Origin of the sequence: Pseudomonas paraglycinae, from assembly GCF_021601625.1 — a bacterium.
Classification (GTDB): domain Bacteria; phylum Pseudomonadota; class Gammaproteobacteria; order Pseudomonadales; family Pseudomonadaceae; genus Aquipseudomonas; species Aquipseudomonas paraglycinae.
Map to the genome: position 1 here is coordinate 15,752 of NZ_BQHR01000026.1, position 17,504 is coordinate 33,255.

The following is a 17,504-nucleotide window of genomic DNA, read 5'->3' on the forward strand; positions in this document are numbered from 1 at the left end:
AATTCTAGGCTGAATGCGCCCGTTCGGGCACGTTATGCTGAGCGATGGTGTGCGGTCATCAGAATGGCAGGTCTTCATCACTGATCGCCTCAGGCTTCGCTGGTGGTCGTGGAGTCAGCGCCTGACGAATGCTCTCAAGACGTACAAGCAGCTCATCGAACGTGATCACCAGTACATCCTTTAGTCCATGTCTATATTGCTCGAAAGCTTCCTGCTTATCCTCCTCCTCCGGCGTACGACCAATTATGACAATGGCGGCAACTGCATGGGCGTGAACACGTTCTTTGAAACCACGCGCTAGGCCAAAGATCTCGCGCTGGACGTTGCCACGCTGACTGATGATCTGGCCGACTGAGCCGCTGAGCTCGAAGGATGGGGTATAGGTTTGCCGATATTGCCTTCCGAGCAGATCATGTTGAGGATGTTTGATCTCAATGAGGGCAAGATTTCCTGTAGCTCTAGCCGCCATCAGAAAGTCGGAATATTGGCCGCCGCGTCCGCCGAAGCCTTTTCCGCCCACATAGGGCTGATCAGCGATTTTCTTCACGGGATAACCAAAAGCCATGTCCAGTACAAATGGATGTTCGCTCAGGAAGGCCTGCCATTTCGGCTCCCCGACCTTGCTTGCCATCATTGTTTTATACACCTCGATGAGCTCGGCGAGAGTTACCAGCTCAATTTCTGCTTTTAAGTTGTAGAGAGTGCGAGGCGCGGACTTTGCGAGGGCTGGGACGTTCTGTTGCGCAAGCTTGACAGCCTGTTGCTGATCTTTCGGAGAAAGACTAGGCGTCACCGAGCCCAGTGACACCAAGCTTGCAAGCAAGTCCGGGGAAAGCTTTCGTGCCTGGGGTGGATAGAGCTCTGGCGCTGCGTGGTGAAGCAAGCTCGTGTAACAGACGAGTTTCTTGTCCGCCGCTGTCTCTCGTTGATGACGTTGGGTCAGTCGATCCAAGCTTTTCTTCAACTGCTCAAGTCGGTCAATTCCCAAGTAGAACTCGCTGCCCTTAATCTTCGCATCGTCGCTACCGGCTCCGCCGTGCAGGATAAGAGTGTCCACTCCCTCCAAATTACTAAGCGCGTGAACAAGGTATCGGTATTCGTAGTGAAACCCTAGGCCGTAGCGCCAGTCCTTGGACAGTCCTGCGGGCACCCCGCTGAGAAGTTCATCAACCTCGTACTGATCGGTCGGATGTGCATAAGGCTGGTATACGGGCCTAGTTATGATGATCGACGTCACGTTGCCGTATTTGGGCTTAGCGTACTCAGGATGTTCTGAGCGGGCGTTGATGGGATAAAGCGTCAGATACTCTGGAGCCACTTCCAGAATTAGATGCCAACCAGGCGCATCATCTGACAGAGCGACATCGCTGTAGTAGACACGAGATTTCCCATAGATCTCTTCACTTAAAGATTCGTACTCTTCGCCTGACTCAAGGGTTTCGAGCTCTTCTTCGGTAAGACCTCTCGCGTCTTCAAGATCGAAACGAAGAAAAGGGCCACCGTCGGTGCGCTGCTGCATGGCGTATTGGGAGGGGCGCATAGAAGGCATTGCCTGTCATCCTTGATCGTAGGTGGAGCTTCAGTGGTCTTTTAGAGCCACGGAGCTTCGGGCGTTCTCTCCCATTCGAAGTGCCTACCTGTAGCTAGAACGGGATTGGGTCGTCGAACTGTACGGCTGTTTTTTTCGGCACCAGTGGCGCAATCAAAGGCGATACCACGAAGAGGTTAACGATGTCCTCCCTGTCCATGAAGAGGATCTGACTTCGTTTGGATTGATCAAGCTTGCCACCGATCCAATTTCTAGCAGCCTTGGTGATTTCTCCACCCGCGACGATGAAAGCGTGGTCAACTAAAACGCGTTTACTGAGCTCTGAGTCAAAGATCTCATGACCCAGCATCATCAGCACTTGGTTATGGATCTCCGCTACGTTGGCTTGTCCTGCCTTCGTTACGCCGGAGGAATCGAGCTTTCCCTTTTTCACCTGAATGCCAAAGTAGATGACGTGCTGGGTAGGAAGTGTGAACTTCATCCAGATGTCCTTCCCATACTCCAAGGCCTTGTCCTTGTGGCCAGCGGACGTGATCCGAGCGAAACCCAGCTGCCGGAATAGTGGAAGTAAAACATGCTCGATCAGATCGTCCTCGGAGCACTGATCAAGGTACGAGATCAACTGGTTTTTCTTCTCAATTTCTGCGGCAGAAAGAGGACGGTGGGGACTCGAGGATTCATTCCCTATTGCGCCGGTGCTGCAGTGACGCAGATAGCACTGGCCGTCATCTCCGTAGAAAGCTTCGAAGCCTTCCCGTTTAATCGCTGCATTCAGAACCTTGAGCGCCTCCAAGCGGGGCGGTTTTTCGTTGAAGGCATCCTCACTATCCATGAGAAGGCGAATCACACGGAGCATGGCATCCGGTGGCATCAGCGGATTAGAGCTTGGGAAATCTAGGATTTTCTGCAGAACATCCGCGACCCAGAATCGCCGCGTTGAACCGTCGTGGACGAACTCAGTATCGGCGTCCCGGAAGAATCGGGTAAGGTTTGGGCCTGTGAGGTAGCGGAAATAACTTTCAGGTTTGTCACCGCAGATCATCTCTGCGACTTGCTCCGACGTACGTTCCTTCCATTTCATACTTCGCTCTCCTATCGGCCAATAGGGACTTCGGATTCATGCGCCTTATTAGGGTAGCTCTTTCTTTGGACTCTCTGGGGCGAACATGCTGGCTATGATACGGGCATCCAGGAGAGCGTGATGTGGAAGTGGAATCCCGTCGTTTATGGCATCTAAAGTGGTAGCATCAGTGGGGTGAGTCTGAACGTTCCTTGGCCATTTACCATCGGCATATGCGAGCTCGCAGAAAAGCTCCCAGTCATACTGTGGGGCGTCGGTGACAATTTCCAAGGTTTCCTCGAACGACGCAAGAAACTCCAACAACGCTGATCTTGCCCCAATGATCGGTAGTGCATAGCTTCCGCCCCAGAGCTGCGGAAGGACGATCTCTACGACGAAGTCGCTGCAGTCTGCTTCTCGCCATGTGCCGAGTAATTCCACGTAGAATTCGCGCCCATTCTCGGCCACCAATGCGAGCGATATAAGCTTCGCTGACGCCGAGAGCTGGGTAAACTCGCAATCAAGAAAGAGCCTCATGCTGTTAGCACTCCGTGAAGACTAGGGCTTGCCTACATATGACGCAGGAAGGGAACCGACGAGAGTTGGCTCTCGAGCATCTGGGCTCAGAGTCCGTGCTTCAATCCTATTAGAAATTGTCGAGCTAAGCTCCGCCCTTTGAGATGATGTATGAACTCAGAATTAACTGAAGAAGAAATGCGTCGTGCCCTGTTCGGTACGCCTCACCCCGAAGAGCATGTGTCTGCTCCTGTGGTAGAGGAGCCTGTGGCTGAAATTGTTTTTACGAAACCGGTAGCTGCTCCCGTAGCGAAGAAGAAAGCGGCGAAAGCGTTCACGCCCAGGCTTAAGGTCACGCTCCGGGTTGGGAACGAATTTGAGGGGAAGATGCAGGAGTTGACTCACGAGGCCGACACGTTGAGCTCGTTGCTTGCTGAGCAAGAGGCAGTTAAGGCTGCCAGGAAGAAGTACAAATATGTGGAAGTGGTATCGGTCAAATCGATGTAGACGCTCCCGCTGGCCTGGCTATGTCGCTAGACGTGCACCCAACAGGATCATCAAGTGTGGCACCTAGTATGAGCGGCTGTCGCAAACCAGCCGCCTAGTGATGGCGAGCGTATTCTCGGGTGATTAGCCGGTGAGAATTTAACATCGTCACTGCGGCCAACCTTACTGAGCTAGCCAAACTTCTCACCGCACTTGAAGCGTTTGCAGATGACTGACCGCATGACATTCTTCGGCGGTGATGGCAAGGGTTGCACCGACCGCCCCACTCTCCAGTCTTAATTGGGGTAGGGGGAGAGAATGGCTGTTACGGCCATTCTCGCTACACCTTAAAGGCGAGGATTTGGTTCCTGGTAGCTTGGTTCTGCATGAACAGCAGGATGTCGAAAACCCGGCCTGGTGTGTCCTGCAGCCCCTTGTGGTTGCTCTCCAGAATCCCCTTCACGAACACTTCCCGGTGTAGGCTCCAGCAGTGCCCCAGATAAAACGGGAGCTGGCAAATTCGACGGCCTGTGGCTTGCTGTACATTCCTCGGAAGGCGTTGTTGTCCGGTGAAGCCCGCTTTTCCGGCTCGAGTTAGCCCGCCTCTTACTTGGCTATCCAGTGCCGGCATCAGCCCGGTGATAAGAAGCAGCGCCTTCATGGGGTAAGTGATGCTGGTGTTGTTGATAAACAGCACGTGCGCCAGCGTGTTCAGGATCCCCAGAATCTCCTTGTCGAAGGCTCCAACCTCATTGATTGGCGCATTGGCCGCCAGAAGGCGATGCCCCTGCTGATCGAGGCTGAATGCCGCAAGGCTTTGCTGGCTCAGTTTGAGCAGGCGCCCATGTAGCCGTTTGTCCTTCAGGGCGCTTTCGATTTGAGGGAGGGCATGAAGCGTTGGGCTTCTGCGTTTGCATGCGCCCCAGTTACGTAGCGCTGTGAATAGCGCCAGGGCGAGTAGGGCTGCATTGGCGCTGCCCGGTGGTGCGTTGAGATATCGACGTGCAATGGGCTGCACGTTGGCGAAGTCCTGGTGGTAGGCCTGGCTGAAACCGTTAATGGCCAGTTTGATGTCGAGGGCGCTGCCAACCAGTCGAAGCATGTTGTCCATCACAGGTGGAGGGGGAGGCACGAGTGTGTGATCTCCCCTTGCAACTGGTCAAGCAGTGACCATGAGCATGGCTTGACGAAGATCTTGGGGGCTGCAGGCTTGCTGAAAGGCTACAAAGCGACCTCGCACTGGTAATGCGGAGAAGCCGTGGCCGGGTTCGGCGCAGTTCCCACGGATGCGCGGGTGGTTCGTGATCGGAACAGGATCACCGGAGCAGGGGTTACGGCGGGGCTGGATTTCGGCCTAAGTATGGTGCCGAGTTGCGTGGCCAGATCTATGCCGAGTGCACCCAGCTGATGAGCGAATACGACCCTGAGCCACCTTTCAACGCGGGGTCAATGAAGACCGCTCCGCCAAACGTGAAGAAGGCCATGATCGATTTGGTGGCTGACTTTTCGAATAAGGCTGAAGCACTCGCCGGTCTCACTAAGGGCTGATGTCCCCAGCGGATCAGGACGAGCTTGGATGGCATCTTGATCCTTGCTCGATCATAAATTTCATTAAAATCGATGGCTTGTAGTCATATCGGTGTCCTGAAAGGTGCGCTCGAGATGTCGATTAATTTTAGTACCCCTACAGATAAATTGGCCCAAGACTGAGAATTCACCCCATGCAGACATCGTCATCGATGACCTGCCTGGTGGAGCCTGTTGAGGGTGTTTTCGACCTTCACATCGTCCGCCGCCCCCAGGGGGTTGGGGGGCCCCGGAATCACTTCCGGCGTCGGCCTAATGGCCAAAGCGTTCAGCGCGTCGTCCTAGGATGACTGCGACCTTGTACATGGCAACGACGGTTGTGCAGGGTGAACGCCGAGTAAACGGTGAGCAGAATGAAAAACTTCATTCAATCTGTTTGGCGTCTGGTGGTCGATGTATCTCGAGTGCTCCGTGCGGGCCTCGCGCTTCTAGACTACTACGACCGTCACAATCCTTAACCAGCCACCCGCCTGAGGCAACTCAGGCGGGTTCTTTTCCAGCGTTTTACTGCTCGGGAGTGCCGAAGGTCGCCTCGAAAAGCGCAAGCTTCTCCTTGAGGAGATCCAGATCCTGGGTATCGAGAATCTTCATGAGCGACTGGTTGATGGTGTTGCTCAAAAGGGCGCGGCCCTTGAACACATCTCCTTGGCCAAGCATGGTGTAAGAGAAATATTCAGCTCGTCCTGCCCAGTACCGATTTGAACCCTCGGGAACATCAAGGTTCCAGTGCTCAAACCGAACGGCTTTCAGGTATTCTTGCAGTCCCCCAGAAATGTTGCCTTGCCCGTACCAGTACGGTTTATAAGGGTTGCTCTTATGAAGTTCGGACAACACCAGTGCCATAGCTCCGAGAGCCAATGACATACTGATATCTTTCTTGAATTCGGCGAAGTTCAGAACTTTGCAAAGCTTACCAAATAGAGGTAGGGCTTTTTCAAATGTGCTGTCATCTATTTCCCGATCTAGAAGATTGGAATAGAACCACTTAAACTCACCTGCATTATCTCTAAACTGAGACTCACAGGTTTCCGCATCGATCAGCAGGTGCTGCGGTGTAGCGAGTGGCAGCTTTATATAATTCGCCAGTTCGGCAATCAGATACCGTGCTTCGCCAAACGGAGGCTCGTGCTCTATAACGTTTTCGAGGAGTTTTATATTCCCCTCTGTGTGATGATCGTGCTCCAGTCTAGTTAAATAGGTATATAACTGTTCATCTATTGGCAGCCGAACGGCCTCTTGATCTTCGACGCACAGTACACCTTGGATACGGGTTGCCAAGTGATTGATGAGTTGCGTGAACTGTTGCAGGTTTCCTCCGCACTCCACACCGGCTTCCTGAGCGAGCTTCTGGTCTGCGTTGTCCAGTATGGCCCGTATGCCCCCATACACGTTGTTTATGGATGCGAGTCTCTCAAGCGGCATCTCAAAACTGGCATGGGTTTTTATATCGGAGACTAATAGAACCTCTTCCGAAGCACCTTTGAATCCATGGCAGTCGCGCACCTCATAGGATGGGTTATTACTGATCCGTGGAGAGGCCAGAAAAGTGAAGAGCTTGCTCTGCTCAGTCTGGAAGCGGTAGAGTGTCTTAAGCACTTTAAGGGTTTTGTTCTTGTCCTCCGAGAAGAACTCAGAAAAACTTCTGCCGAGTAGTGGTAAGGCCTTTTTCTTTATGCTTTTTAGCCTTTCGAAGGCCTCGACCTTGCATTCCTTTCGGATTTCATCTTCAAGTGCTTTGTAAGTTTGGAGGTTCTCTGGAAGCTGCTTGAGATTTCCCAGGTCAAAATCTCCTGGGAACATGTTGGCTCTTTCTTCTTCCGTTACTAGGTTGTTAACAATAACGTATAGTTGGCTTACGCTCTCAGGTTGGCCGCCCAGCATCCTCCCGCCCACCCGAAGATTTCGATAATCTCGGTGGTGCACGTAGTCATACGAAGCAATTGAGGCGTCATCACCGAATTTAGCTTTAACTTCATCTTCAAACATTTCACGGAAAAGCTCCTTATCCACATCTCACTCCATTTACACATCGACAGATAGGTAGGATGGCATAATGCCTTACTTTCAGTGTTTGTGCTGCCCTCCGCCCTATCTGCGCGACTTCGAGAAGTTCGTGGCCTTGTGGCACCAGGAGCTTGAGCACCTGAACGCCCATCGGGCTCACAGCTCTAGTGAAAGGTCGCGATGAAGAGAATGATCCTGTGTATGGCAGAGGCCGGTGAGCCGATCTTGCAGCAGGCTCTCTAAGCCGTCCGGGCCCATCAGAAGGCTATGGATTAAGGCGACCAGCCGAGGAGATCGGGAAGGCTCCGTCTTGAGGCTGATCACCTGTGTCAAACCGTCATCGACTACCAGTTGCACGCACTGGGTAGGCTGGTTCAAACCCAGCACTGATAGTCCGGCTGAGTGGTTGGGCCTTGCCGAGCTATGAGGCCGTATTGCCACCAAGTCCTGACTGCCCGGATGAGGGCGGATCAGGTAGCAAACAAAGCCTTAACTCCATCCTTCAAGAATGACCAGTTGCTGATCACCAGCGAGATAGCTGTGGAAATCAGAATGCTGAGGATGGCCCACTTCACCGTAGCCTTAACCCCTGACTTACCCTCCTCTTGGACAGGTCGAATGATATTTTTATAGATGTGCTCATAACCTTCTGACACCACGCGGATGCTATCGAAATGGCTCTGAATCTCGCGCAGTGGGCCGGACAACGGCTTGAGGAGTTCGTTTGATGCTACGTGTTTGTTGACCTCATCTATCTGACGCTTCGTGTCGCTGATTCGATTGGTCAGGGCGCTGGGATTGAAAGTCAGGATGTTGGTTATGCGCTGATCCAGGGCGACGTATTCCGTTTCAATCTTCTCAGCCAATGCTGCGACGTAGCGATGAGTGTCGTCGTCGACGACGCAGATGATGATTGGCTTGAAGCCATCCTCACCAATTTCCGAGTAGTCGACCACTCCAGCCTGATCGAGCTTGTAAAGCAGGTACTCCAGTGCATTCCAGTTACCTACAAGGCTACCCAGATCAGCCGTGACGTCGGGATTGTCGAAGTCTACGCCCCCTTTTTCGTCCGCATGGCGGATAAGGCAGAGCAGAATTCTGAGCTCTTGCAACGGTGTGATTTGGTCATCCATTGTTGTTGTCATGTAAACCGGTTTACTCAGCTTGCAGAGATGATGGCCTGAACCTGTGAGGCTTTCTCTGATCAATGTGAACAGAGCGAACAGGAGTACCCAGGCGCCAGGCCGGTTTATCGCACAACCCGAGTAAAACGCCTAGATGGCTTGGCCTCATCCAACAGGCAGAACCGCCATATTCAGAACGGAACCGCCTGAACAAAGGTCACCATCCTTTATGGGTCAGAAGCGCAAGCGGAGCGCGCCGGCCCATAATGGGCCAAAGGCGAGAGGATGGAAGCCCGATAGGGCCGTAACCTTGCGAATCCAAGGTGCGGTTCACGACAGCCGTCCCCTTAGGGGCGAGCCACCAAGCTTGCGGAATCAAGGAATCCTTGGAGCCCTCGCCACGGCTGACTTACAGCGCGGAACCCTCCCAGTTTCTTCGGATTTCTTTGCGGATTTCATTCAGGCCACCAACCGCGCAAGCGTCACGGGGCTTCAGGCGGCACAAGCCTGCAGACACCGGCTTTCCATTCCTGGTGATCACGAATGAGTGCCCCCTGCTGCAGGAGCTTCATGATCCTCCGGAAACGCCGCCTCGCCTGGGTCGCACTGATCACCTGCATGCTGAAGCCCTCACTACCGCAAATGGGGTTAAGGTGGCCAGCTCTTCAGCCGCCCCCCGTTCACTTACATGTCGGGATGCACGTCGTCGAAGAAATTGAAGTCCACCTCGAACTCCAAGTTGCCAACCGGGCCAGCAGGTCAGCCCGCAGGGCTCCCTCGGCATACGGCTCAACGTCCACCCATTAGCTGTAGATCATCCCGTCATCCGAGGTGTTCGCGGTCACTTCCGCGTCTGCCAGAAGCTCCGCATCCTCCAGCGATATCTTCAGCTCATTGGCCAGCGCTTGCGCCATGCTCATGCTCATGCTCATGCTCATGCTGGGACGGTGCTCCTCGCTTTCAGCGGCCTGCTGCTGCGCCATGTACTTCCATTCATCCCTGCGATCACGATCTGCATCCGTTTCGCTACTGGTGATGGAAACACCGTCTTCACCGAGCGACCACTTGCAGTCGCGGCGAATCAGCTCAACCTCGGTCTGAAGGAGCTTGAGCACGCCTGTCGCATCCTCATACGTGGCAGACTCCACCTCGTATTCACCGATAGAAAACTCACTGGCGTTGGTCTCGGCCATCGCGCCGGACAGCATGTGCTCCAGCTCCTGATCCAGCTCGGAGAACACATCGTCCTCGTGGATCGCGTCCTTGAAGTCACGCACGCCAAAGACGGCGAGCATCAAACGCGGATCCGTGGGGCTTCGCTGGGCGACGACTTTGAGCTCGTGGTAATCCTCGAACCCTGCATGACGCGCGAGTGCTTCTTGGGCAGCCGAAAGCTTCATGTCGTGTTGGCGAGCATGCTGCTTGGCTTGCGATTTGAAAATGCTTATAGGGGAAAAATCAGACATAGCAGTGTCACCAGAACTATCGACGCTTTGGGTACCGATTGCCGGTTCACCGGGCAGCGTCTAGTTAGGGACATGCCGATGTAAAACGAGAGGGTGTATTTACGATGGGCTATTGCTTCGCGAAACAGGCGCCAGGCGACCATCACCGCCTGGCTGGAATCCTAGGTTAGGAAAATCTGCTTCGCAATAGCCTTCGGAACGGCGATCACCACCCGCTTTCGCTGGATGCAGCTAGAGGAGTTGCTCGGATGTAGGCAATGATCGCAACAGGAGCGCCTGCCCACGATGGGCCGAAAGTAATTTTTTCTGATCTTCCTGGTAGAGTGCTCAGATCGCCCATAGGGGCGATCATTTTTTTCCGGAAACGCCCTCATGCTGCCTAGAAAAATTGAAATGTTCAGGGTGCAAAATTTTCAGCAAAATCTGGATTAATGGTGAAATTTATTGTGCCAAGAAATTTTGATATTTCTTGGGGGGTTGCATCGGGCGCACAATTATTCAGAAAATCACTAACCTTCTTGGTTATAGCATAACTAAAATCTTTCCACTCACCATACTCATACGAAAACCTCAGCAGGTTACACATAATAAACGTCTCTCTGCCCTTGTGCTTGTTCTTTGGCATGTATATAACTTTGCCCGAGAAGTGTGCGATCTCCATGTGATCCTCATACTTATCGTAGTGAGGGTGTATGATTTTGTAGGACTCTTTATCTCTAGGGTAAAACGCTTGTGGTCTGAGCGCACCAGTCAGCACATCTTGGTCGAGCTTACTTAGATTGCATTCCTTACATGCAAGAGCAAGGTTTTCTGGCTCAAACAAAAATCTAGGATGTGCTGATTTTGCAATAATGTGCTCCACATCCCAGCTCAACCCGTGGTTTTCTCTCTTCAGCATTCGACAATAGGCGCATTTATAGCCTTGTTGTTGCAGATAGTGTTTCCGAATTGATGCTCTGAGCGGAAGCATGGGCCCAGTGGTTTCGTTCCATATCTTATGGCTTGTCCCATCGTACTTGTTAATGTAGTCGGAATCGTCCACGCTAAAGACTATCGGCTTCATCAGTATAGTGTCCCAAGCTGGCTGATCAGATGATAAACCGGATCTACATCACTCATTTTGCTCTGGAGCTTAAACAATCTCACTGCCGTTTCCCTATCATCCTCATTAAAATCCTCTCGCTTAGCGATTTTTGTGAGAAGTATGAGAACAGTTCGCAATAAGTATTCATTGTTCTGCCCTGGCGACTGGAATATCTCTGCGAGCTGGAAGTCTGCAGATCTCTTTGCATACTCATAGGGCTTATAAAGCCTTCCCTCTTCGAGACTTAACACATATCCATTATCAGTCACGAGACCTGAAACTAATTGAGGTGAGTGCGTTGCAATGATGAAGTGGCAACCATGATAATCAGCAAAAACTTCTTGAAGCTGCTTTACTAAACTGCTCTGCCATTGCGGATGAAGGCTTATTTCCGGTTCGTCAATACAGATTAATGAGCCGTTTTGAATAGAGCCAGCGATGCCCAGCATCATCGTAAGCATACATTGCTGGCCCGAGCTTGCTTGGCTTAGCCGCAGTCGGGACTTGTTGATTCTTTTCAGTAGCGTTATATCGTATATCTTTATAATCCCAAATCTTAAAAGTACTGACAGATCACTGAGCAGATCGTGACCAGTTCCAACCTCTAAATCCCAGAGATAAATTTCTAGGTGGGATTTTTTTTGGCGCTTTAATGTGTCAAAGAATTTATATTTGTGGTCGTCTTCATAAGGAAGATAACTGAATTCATCCGATAGAAAATCAATAATCTCCGGGGTACAGGTGAAATATATTTCTTCCTTCTCTTCATCCAGCAACTTATTGAATTGCTTAATATCAAAGGCTAGCTTTACATCTAGATAGGGTGCGAATCCAAGATATTCGAATATATTAGAAAGCCTGTATGCGTTTTGCTGCCCCTTCATAACTCCGTCTATTAATGAAGAAAGACTACTGGGTACGCCGCTCCCATTCGGTCGATCTGATCCGATATAGCTATACTTAATGCCACTAGGCTTTTTCTTGGATTGGCCCAAACTCGGAAATCGGTCATGCCGCCCTGTTGATACTGCGATAACATGTGTAGGACAAACAGCAGACCCTATAGAAAGCCGTACATCTTCGTCGTGTTGAGTGTTTATTGATTGGGCAAATTTTTGTGGAACGAAATAGAGGCTTGAAACCTCTTTGACTTCACTTAATGGTATCTGGCGAGGCCAATTATACGATCCTGAAGATTCCGGAGTTTTCGGATAGTCTCGGACTTGAAAGGGTGCATTAAAGTGCTCAGTGAATGTACCTGTATACCTCGACGGGTCTTCAGGTGCGCTGATGAAGTGAGACGTCAAAGCTTCTGAATAAGGCCTATCTTGCCTTGCGAACACATAGGTACTAACGATTTTTCTTAATAACCGACTTTTCCCAGCAGCGTTTTGGCCTACGACCATCGTAAATGTGTTGTCCGTCCATTCACTTGTTGGGCTATCGCTCAAAGACACTCTTTTTCCATCAGCCAAGACGGACTCTATTTGAAACCGCATTAAAGATGATCCTTATCTACAGTCGAGCGGTGCTTGAAACCAACTATGGAGCCAGCCCATAAGGGGGCCTCAATCGTTTCGTCATCAAGCAACGGGGAGTTTCAGAAAGAGGCAATATGCCAGCTTGCCTACCGCGCCGCCAGTGGGTCGTTATTCAAGCGCTATTCGGGCCTCTGTGGATAAGTCGGATCTTCTAGGTTGCCCGACGGGGAAGTGAGACCGGTCAGGACGCTCATTACTGCAAAGCGGGTGTTGGGAGATGTCCAGGCTCAGCAGTCAGCAAGCCAGTTCTTTACATGTCAGGATGGATTTCGTCTAAAAAGCTCCCTTCACTTCGATGCCCTAGGTGCCAAACCGGGCTAACGGATCTGCTCGCAGATTTACCTTGGCATACGACTCAACTTCCCCCTAATAGCTAGAGATAATCCTGTAATCCGAGGTCTTCGCTGTTACTTCCGCGTCTGCCAGAAGCTCTGACGTCGTCAAGGGGGATCCGAAATTCACTCACCAGCGACTGCGCCATGCTTCTGCGGGCATTTCAGCTACAACTTTACTGAAACATACCGTTTTGATTCCCCCCTAGCCCAGTCATCGCTCCATTGAAGCATTTGTGGCTTGCCACGCTCGTGCCACACCACTCCTTCTGAGCGTCGCCGAGATGCATTTGTGTTTTCACCGCCAGGCCAAGCGCTACGTTCCGTGACAAAGATCCATACGCAAGCGAGCCCATCTTCCTTCAGGAATGTCTGGAAAAGCTGTTGGTCTATGAACGCGTGGGAGCCATCACCTAGGCTTCTGCCGCAAACGAAGCGAGTGTCCCCAGCATGATCCACATAAATATTTGCATTTTCAGGATCAGGCTTTAGGTTGAGCCGCTGGGCGAGCCAAGGCGCTGGTATCAAAGCTTGAGCGCCTTCGGGCATTGAGACATCCAGATGTGGTTCCCAGTAGTGACGAAAGCATGGGTAAGCGACCTCTACCTCACCCAAGTCGTGAAAGTAGTATATTGACCACTGCTCTTGAGCCCATGTGGAGCGCCATGGCGCCTCTCTGAGATAACCATCGTTGGTGAAATCGCGTGCAGTCCATGAGTCCACGTCCAACCTTTGCTTCGTCCGGATGTAATCGAGAAGCTGCTGTTCGTCTTTTTGTTTAACGACTACTGGCAATAGGAAGCGCCACTGTGCCTGCCTGGAGCCATGCTCCCGACCTTGCCTCTCTTTGTATCGCTCGGTTACTGAACGATGTTCGTGCAAGACTACCCACGTTCCTCCGGTTAAATCGTCACGGCTAACTAGGTTCATGATGCCGGTTGAAGGTTCCTCTTCAAAAGGCCATTTCCCCACATCCGCTTCGAGAGTCTCTTGAATTGATATCTCAAATTTCTCAACCGAAGGATATTGTCTTTGGGAGCGACTGCGCTCGTCAGCAAGCAAAATGGTTGGATCGATTTCTCGATGAGTACCGATGTCCAATGGGTAGGTATACCGACGCGATCCCTGCTCAGTCCTTTCCGACAACCATCTGTTGTCGGCCAGGCTGCAGAGAAGCTCATCAAGAGCAAGCCATTGGTATTTTTTCCCTATGCGCTCAACTAACGGCCGATCACGACTGTAGTCATGGCGAAGGCTACGATCATGTGGAAACAGCTTTTTCGTCCAGCCCAACCCATAGGCCCGCTTGGCAACCCAGCGCTTTGCCGCATTTATGTCGATATGAGGTAGCTGTTCGCGTTCATTTTTCGAGGACTTGAAGCGTTTTTTATACTCTTTCTTGTATCTAACCTGTTCATCAGGGCTCAAAATCTCAAGTAATAGGTTTTCTGCTCTCGTGAAGTTTCTTGAGCGTTCCTCAACGTCTTGCTCAGAAAGATTGAGCCTGAGATCTCTGAAGTGATTAGGACTAAAATCACGCATCAACTTCAGGACGTCAGTCCTCAATTCGCAGTGGTTGATCACCTCATCCTCGAACCGCTCATATATCTCGGTAGCGTTCATAGGCTCAGGCGAAACCAGCGGTACGTTCAAGAATGAACTGACCCTGGGTTGGATTTCATAGCTCGCAAAATCGCCGCCCCAACCTGTGCAAGAATCCAAGATTTGGGAGTCCCCAGCCCGCTTTGCAACCTTCTCGAGGGCCTCTTCGGACACGGAAAGTCTGATGGTTTTGGAGTGATAAGGCGGCATTGCTTTCACAATATCAACTTGCTCGGGCAAGTGACCATTCAGCAACGCGAGCTCTATAATACCTAATGCACTGTCCCTGAGAATGATCGCCAGCGGAACATCCTCTCTGTCAAAAACCTCTCTATTCGCGATCTCAGAATAGTTGTTTAGTCGATGCGGCTCTGGATCGATGCAGCACGCTCCATAGGCTGCAGTGTGCAGGCGCTCAAGGACGTAGAGATCGTCGACATGGGCAAAGTCCATACAAAGCATCCCATACAAGCTGGGGTTCCAAATCATGAGAGACGTGAGCGCCTTGGTGGCTTTGTCTCGAAGCTCTCGATTGGAGCTTGCGAAAAACCAAGTCAGGGTAATTGCGCAGAGATACTGAATATCTGAATCAGTTTGCTCACTCTGCTCAAAGGCACTCCACTCAATCAATCGCTGGACAGTGTTTTCCTCGTCCATGGGCATGCTGTTTAGCTGAATAGTCCACGACGCATCCCGTTTGGCCATGCTCTGAGCAGCTAACCGGTTGTGTAAGGATTTCGCATTCCATGGGTGGCCAGCGCTCGCACTCACTTGGAGAATAATGTCGAAATGCTCTTCCCTTTCGGATAGAAAAAAATTGAAGAGCTCGAGCGTACGGTTGCTGAAGGATTCGTTGGCTCGCCACCGCAGGCTTTCAATGAATGCACTGCCAACAGAGTGTTCATTTGCCCAGTGATCTACGCCACCAGGCATCACGTCTAGAAGCTCCTTTTGGAAACGTTCAGGTAGCTGTACGGAGAGAGCCTCCGTCAACCCGGCCCACTTGTAATGAAGCCGTTTACCATTGTGAATGAATTGAAGCGAACCGCTTTTCAGCGCTTGAGCAGGGTCTTTAACTTCGTCCAAGAGCCCCGAAGCCATCAAGTAGTCTTGTAACCTCTGAAAGCTAAATCGAACAATGTCCTCAGGTGTATCGAACGGATCAGCATCTTTGCTGTTTGGGTTTGGATCCATCCGAAACAACCCGTTTCGCTGAAGCACCTCAAACCATGTTGTTCCTAGTGGAGCTGGAAAGGCGTGAAATTTTTCAGCAACAATTTTTATCGCATCAGAGTGCTGAACATAGTCGCTACGTTTCATCGCCATTTGTGTGGCAATTGCAGAAAGTGCGTGGTTGGTTGGTTTGACAAGATCGTCACTCCCGTCCCTTCCTGCACCTAGGTTTCGAGCAATACTTTTTAGGTAAAAGGAGAATACCTGTTTCGTACCTGTTAGCCCTCTGGGGAACCACTTTTGATTCTCTCTCTCGAGAGCAATGCAGGCACTTCTTAAAAATAACGGATTGATAAACTCGGCAGCTAACCAAGGAATGTTTGGCTGTGAAATTCCTCGTTTTTTAAGATACGTGCGTGCTGCGTGAGCTTGCTCTTCAGGAGTGGTAAAGCCGCGAACGTAAAATGAAGGCACTGCCTCCTTGAGAGTAGCGGGTATAACGTATTGCGTATACTCCGTCCGACAGCTAAACACGACAACCAAGTTTTTATACTTTTCGATCCTACCGATAAACTCTGCAAGCTCCTTACGCCAAAGAGTTATGCCCGCCCCCTCATTTAAAGCATCAATCAAAATCAAGCCACGCTTATGCGTAGCTTCTGCTGCAGCACTCAGTGCCTGAAGTAAGACGTCGGAATCGGTATCACCGAGCCCCAACCTGTTAGTAACTTGTCCCCAGACAGTGTCATTATTTAGGTGCTGCCCCAGTATCAGAATCGCTACTCTGCCGTCTGATATAGCTTGCTGAGCAATGTTGCCGAGTAAGTGAGACTTTCCTATTCCTGCTTCCCCGAAGAGAAAAAAACGGCGGCTAGGTTCTGCAGAGAGATACCTGTCCTGAAGTGATGATCTGAACACGTAACATGCGTCACTCAGCTCGCTTATCTGATGCTGAAGATAGTCTAAAGAATGGTCGCTGGACGTTTTTGACTTTCGGATTTCCTCCTTTGTGTCCCAAGCGACTCTTTGCAGGGAATGGACGTCGTCCGAGATACTTTCAACATGCCCAAGACACTCCTCAAGCGGCCAAGCAAGCCAGGCGTCAGAGGTGAATCTTTGCCTCAGCCCTCTAAGCCTATCCACCTTGGAGGTGATGTTTTCTATTAAAAGGATACTAGCCTTCCCCAATAACTTCACCACATTGGTTATTTTGACCAAAGCAGAAATTTTATCGATCTTGGCCTGAAGCTCGGAAAGGATTCCTTGGTCATGAAGGATTATTTTGAATAACCTTTCAATCCCGACCTCCACATGATCGTCTGGATGATATCTCTCGTCGAGAGACTTAACAGCCCATTCAACTTTTTCTGAAAACCAATTTGTCGAGAACTCAACATCACCAAACCAGTACCTTTTTAGTCCTTCGGCACTCGGAAGGGTCAGTCGATTAGTAAGGTCTGAGGCTGTCCAGGGAATGAATTCTACCGTATGCCCCAATGGTACATATGATGCCCATGTTTCTTTATGAGTTTCCCAATGCTCCCACCCTCTTTTCCCGCTATTTTTTTTCCCGGTCTTATCAGTCAGATCGCAAGCTAAGGCCACAACATATTTGGTCAATGACGGATGTGACTGCAGGGCCCGTTGAACGGAGTCGTCAATATTGGCCCAATCAATTTCACCTGTTTTTAAATAGTATTTGGCTTGGTATCCAATCTTGCTTCCGTCACTACGCAACCAGTAGGCCTCGATACCCCCGTCCCCCCCAGCCCCTTCTATTCGCCTAAATTCCGCATCAGCGGCTGGTGGTTCGCGCCGTGCGAGCTGGCAAACGAGTTCTTCGAAAGCGAGGCGTTGTCCTGAATCCTTGCCCCTAATGCGTCTGTAATCCATGGTTTGTCCGTAACGAAAAGCTGGTAGTCATACTGGCAGAATGCCTAGAGTGTACCGTCTTGCGAGCAGCAAGGATTGTTCGTTTCG

Annotated in this window: 11 protein-coding genes; 1 reads left to right on the forward strand and 10 read right to left on the reverse strand. The window is 51.0% G+C overall.

Translation table 11 applies throughout. The annotated features are described in order from the left end of the window. Nucleotides 1-58 precede the first annotated feature (58 nt). The 3 genes from L6D82_RS26785 to L6D82_RS26795 all read right to left on the reverse strand — a co-directional run bounded on the left by L6D82_RS26785 (nt 59) and on the right by L6D82_RS26795 (nt 3,146). A complete protein-coding gene (locus L6D82_RS26785) occupies nt 59-1,549 on the reverse strand; it encodes a Shedu immune nuclease family protein (protein WP_236191993.1) in 1,491 nt (496 codons plus the stop codon). Between the two features lie 94 nt (nt 1,550-1,643). Continuing rightward, a complete protein-coding gene (locus tag L6D82_RS26790) occupies nt 1,644-2,630 on the reverse strand; it encodes a restriction endonuclease (protein ID WP_236191994.1) in 987 nt (328 codons plus the stop codon). A 48-nt stretch (nt 2,631-2,678) separates the two neighbouring features. Continuing rightward, a complete protein-coding gene (locus tag L6D82_RS26795; protein ID WP_236191995.1) occupies nt 2,679-3,146 on the reverse strand; it encodes a 3'-5' exoribonuclease in 468 nt (155 codons plus the stop codon). Nucleotides 3,147-3,296: 150 nt separating this feature from the next. Between L6D82_RS26795 and L6D82_RS26800 the strand changes: the two genes are divergently transcribed. Continuing rightward, nucleotides 3,297-3,632 carry a hypothetical protein gene (locus tag L6D82_RS26800; protein WP_236191996.1) on the forward strand — a complete coding sequence of 112 codons (336 nt, stop codon included), beginning with the start codon at nt 3,297-3,299 and terminating at the stop codon, nt 3,630-3,632. A 319-nt stretch (nt 3,633-3,951) separates the two neighbouring features. Here the strand turns inward: L6D82_RS26800 and L6D82_RS26805 are convergent, their stop codons facing one another. The 7 genes from L6D82_RS26805 to L6D82_RS26835 all read right to left on the reverse strand — a co-directional run bounded on the left by L6D82_RS26805 (nt 3,952) and on the right by L6D82_RS26835 (nt 17,417). Continuing rightward, nucleotides 3,952-4,713, reverse strand: coding sequence for a hypothetical protein (locus L6D82_RS26805; protein WP_236191997.1), 762 nt, complete (start codon nt 4,711-4,713; stop codon nt 3,952-3,954). A gap of 989 nt (nt 4,714-5,702) precedes the next feature. Continuing rightward, nucleotides 5,703-7,208 carry a hypothetical protein gene (locus L6D82_RS26810; protein WP_236191998.1) on the reverse strand — a complete coding sequence of 502 codons (1,506 nt, stop codon included), beginning with the start codon at nt 7,206-7,208 and terminating at the stop codon, nt 5,703-5,705. Nucleotides 7,209-7,672: 464 nt separating this feature from the next. Further along, the gene (locus L6D82_RS26815; RefSeq protein WP_090465155.1) at nt 7,673-8,335 is read right to left on the reverse strand and encodes a hypothetical protein; all 663 of its coding nucleotides are present in this window, start codon (nt 8,333-8,335) and stop codon (nt 7,673-7,675) included. Between the two features lie 794 nt (nt 8,336-9,129). After that, nucleotides 9,130-9,792 carry a hypothetical protein gene (locus L6D82_RS26820; protein ID WP_236191999.1) on the reverse strand — a complete coding sequence of 221 codons (663 nt, stop codon included), beginning with the start codon at nt 9,790-9,792 and terminating at the stop codon, nt 9,130-9,132. A 397-nt stretch (nt 9,793-10,189) separates the two neighbouring features. Beyond that, the gene (locus L6D82_RS26825) at nt 10,190-10,855 is read right to left on the reverse strand and encodes an HNH endonuclease (protein WP_236192000.1); all 666 of its coding nucleotides are present in this window, start codon (nt 10,853-10,855) and stop codon (nt 10,190-10,192) included. Next, nucleotides 10,855-12,351 (reverse strand): AAA family ATPase, encoded by a 1,497-nt coding sequence (locus tag L6D82_RS26830; RefSeq protein ID WP_236192001.1) that lies wholly within the window; start codon nt 12,349-12,351, stop codon nt 10,855-10,857. Before L6D82_RS26830 ends, L6D82_RS26825 begins: the two co-directional genes overlap by 1 nt. Before the next feature lie 566 nt (nt 12,352-12,917). After that, on the reverse strand, nt 12,918-17,417 hold the full coding sequence (locus tag L6D82_RS26835; protein WP_236192002.1) for an NACHT domain-containing protein: 4,500 nt from the start codon (nt 17,415-17,417) through the stop codon (nt 12,918-12,920). Between the last annotated feature and the right edge of the window lie 87 nt (nt 17,418-17,504).